Here is a 2450-nt window from a genome sequence, read left to right as displayed (position 1 = left end):
TCCAATCAATATAGCCAACCCAACATTCATATTCTTGTTGACAAAGTGTTTTTATTACTGATAAATCTGTAACTTTGCCATAAAATTTAATTTTAATATCACTATTTAATCTAAAATGACTTTTTACAAGAAAAGCTTTTATCGTATGATAACTTTATCAAATTCAGAAAGGGGAACACGATGGAATCATTAAAACTTTCTGGCGGACAGATTTATGAGCTTGTTGCAAATGGAGTGCAGGAAAATGGAGACGAAATCAATTTTGTATTCATTCCAGATTCATCTAAGACATTCGAGCAAGTAGAAGCAGAGTTCACAAGCGAATCAAATACAGAAAAAATCTATGTTTTGGATTCTGCAAATGAAGTAATGCGGTCTATTGTAGGATACACACAGTACAAAGGAATGAAAAAGGAACCAGGTTATTCGGTAGGTACCGATGAAGATGGAAACGAAAAGGCTGTAACTGTATTAATTGTTACCATGTCGAAACCGGATTTGCAGCAAAAATATGCAGATCTCCAAAGTGCTGTCGATATGCTGATTCTGGATCAGTTAGGAGCGTGAAAATCATGTATAACATTTTAAGAAGAATGTACTTATCCAAGCCTCAAAAGATTGATAAAGCAGGCTTAGATAAAGCGGTTTTAAAGGGATGGATTTCCCTGGAGCAGGAAAACGAGATTCTTTCACTTGCTTAGAAAGGCGGTGATCCTTTATCTCTGGATCGGGCAGAATCCCGATTTAAAACATATTATACGCACAGAAGAAAGGTAAGGTATAAAATATGAGCGATAAAAATGTATGCCCTGTTCATGGCACAACAAATGCAAATGACGCACATAACTATTCGGCAAAGAAAGCAGTAAAATTGGGGCACCCGGAAATGACCGTGGATCCAGATTGCACCTGTGATGTTGGATGTACTGGTCCAGCAAAAGAGGGGAAAGGGAATACACCAGTAGGTCCGGGAGCAGAAACAAAAAAGCCGGGACCGGCTGACGATTGCAAATAGTCTGTTTTCCACTTATATGCGGGCGGTTCTAATTTTTTGAATCGTCCGTTTTTTCTTGGAGGTAAGAATGATAAAAAGTGAACAAAGGCTTGAGATTGGAGAAAAATCATTTTCCAAATTACAGCAAGAAGTAAAGGATGCAAAGCCAGAAGAACTGGAAGAGTTTTTAAATGCGCTAAATCCTGATAAAATGGGCGCTCATGGAGAAGAAGGTGTTAATGATGGAGATTAAAAAAAAGCTGACACCATATAATTATAAACCGGGGAGTATCAATCGAATCAAATATATTGTAATTCATTATGTAGGTGCAACAGGCGGTGCAGAAGCAAACTGCAATTATTATGCAAGCCAATATGTAGGCGCATCCGCTCATTACTATGTTGGATTCAGCGGAGAAATCTGGCAATCAGTTGAAGATAAAAATATTGCTTGGCACTGCGGAACCAGGGGGAAATATTTGCATCCAGAATGTAGAAATTCTAATTCAATCGGTATCGAATTATGCGTAAGAAACAAAGGCAGTAAGGCGGATACCAGCCGAGATTGGTATTTTGAGGATGATACAGTTCAAAGCGCAATTCAACTTACCAGGGAATTGATGAAGAAATACAACGTTCCAGCTGATAGAGTTATTCGCCATTATGATGTTACTGGAAAAATTTGCCCGAATCCGTATGTCTATAATCATACAAAACATACATGGGCAGATTTCAAAGCTGCGGTTTCTCAAAAAGAACCGGTAAAAGTGCCGGAAGGATTTGTTCAAGCAGCAGATGGAAATCGCTGGTGGTATCGCTACAGTGATGGAAGCTATGCGCACAGCGGATGGTTTTGGCTGACAGAAAAAACAGGCGGGACTTCTGGATGGTATCTGTTTGACGATGAAGGATATATGCTGACTGGTTATCATAACGGACCAGATGGGAAACAATATTTTCTTTGCCCAGACAAAACAATACATGAAGGACAATGCATGGTAACTGATAAAACAGGTGCATTGCAAATCGTTGGAGAATATGATTTCCAGAATCATGAATATAAATCATGAAAGAAGCGGATCTTCCTTAATTGGTTGATCCGCTTTTGTTTTATTTATATTGGTTTTAAAATATGATATTGGAATAAAAAAACTCTCTTCATTCATTAATCGTAAGAGTTTGGATTAGACGGAACATACTGTTTCTCTACATTGTCAAAAACTATTGAACCGAAAAATCTTCCATGTTCTCATAATCTGAACTTATGATCCAATTTTAATGAAATTTACGAACTTATATCCCCAAATTCGACCTATCCAAAACTTATTTGTGAATCTAGGTGAAGTAATGATAAATGTACCCCATTGGCAACCTGCATCTGAAGTAGCATAGCCATTTCTCGTAATTAATAAGCCTACAAAGTCTCCAGTTTGATAATCTGTAAATTTAGTGGATG

The 2450-nt window shown here is 37.6% G+C and carries 6 protein-coding genes; 5 read left to right on the top strand and 1 reads right to left on the bottom strand.

Annotation, left to right across the window (positions count from 1 at the left end; genetic code table 11):
- Positions 1 to 180 precede the first annotated feature (180 nt).
- The 5 genes from DWX91_RS16155 to DWX91_RS16145 all read left to right on the top strand — a co-directional run bounded on the left by DWX91_RS16155 (position 181) and on the right by DWX91_RS16145 (position 2064).
- A complete protein-coding gene (locus DWX91_RS16155; protein WP_118539813.1) occupies positions 181 to 567 on the top strand; it encodes a hypothetical protein in 387 nt (128 codons plus the stop codon).
- A 5-nt stretch (positions 568 to 572) separates the two neighbouring features.
- The gene (locus DWX91_RS18305; RefSeq protein WP_279220381.1) at positions 573 to 701 is read left to right on the top strand and encodes a hypothetical protein; all 129 of its coding nucleotides are present in this window, start codon (positions 573 to 575) and stop codon (positions 699 to 701) included.
- A gap of 86 nt (positions 702 to 787) precedes the next feature.
- Entirely contained in the window at positions 788 to 1015 is a 228-nt protein-coding gene (locus DWX91_RS16150) for a hypothetical protein (protein ID WP_118482462.1), read from the top strand.
- Between the two features lie 67 nt (positions 1016 to 1082).
- Positions 1083 to 1247 (top strand): hypothetical protein, encoded by a 165-nt coding sequence (locus tag DWX91_RS16880; RefSeq protein WP_182429172.1) that lies wholly within the window; start codon positions 1083 to 1085, stop codon positions 1245 to 1247.
- Positions 1234 to 2064 carry a peptidoglycan recognition family protein gene (locus DWX91_RS16145; protein ID WP_412693934.1) on the top strand — a complete coding sequence of 277 codons (831 nt, stop codon included), beginning with the start codon at positions 1234 to 1236 and terminating at the stop codon, positions 2062 to 2064. The genes DWX91_RS16880 and DWX91_RS16145 overlap by 14 nt, the downstream gene beginning before the upstream one ends.
- Before the next feature lie 192 nt (positions 2065 to 2256).
- Here DWX91_RS16145 and DWX91_RS16975 read toward each other — a convergent pair.
- Positions 2257 to 2450 (bottom strand): hypothetical protein (locus tag DWX91_RS16975; RefSeq protein WP_207664041.1); only part of this gene is annotated, 194 nt, incomplete at its 5' end.

Source organism: Clostridium sp. AF22-10 (assembly GCF_003478725.1).
Lineage (GTDB): Bacteria > Bacillota > Clostridia > Lachnospirales > Lachnospiraceae > Otoolea > Otoolea fessa.
The sequence above is the reverse complement of the archived record's forward strand: the minus strand, read 5'-3'. Positions and strand labels throughout refer to the sequence as shown.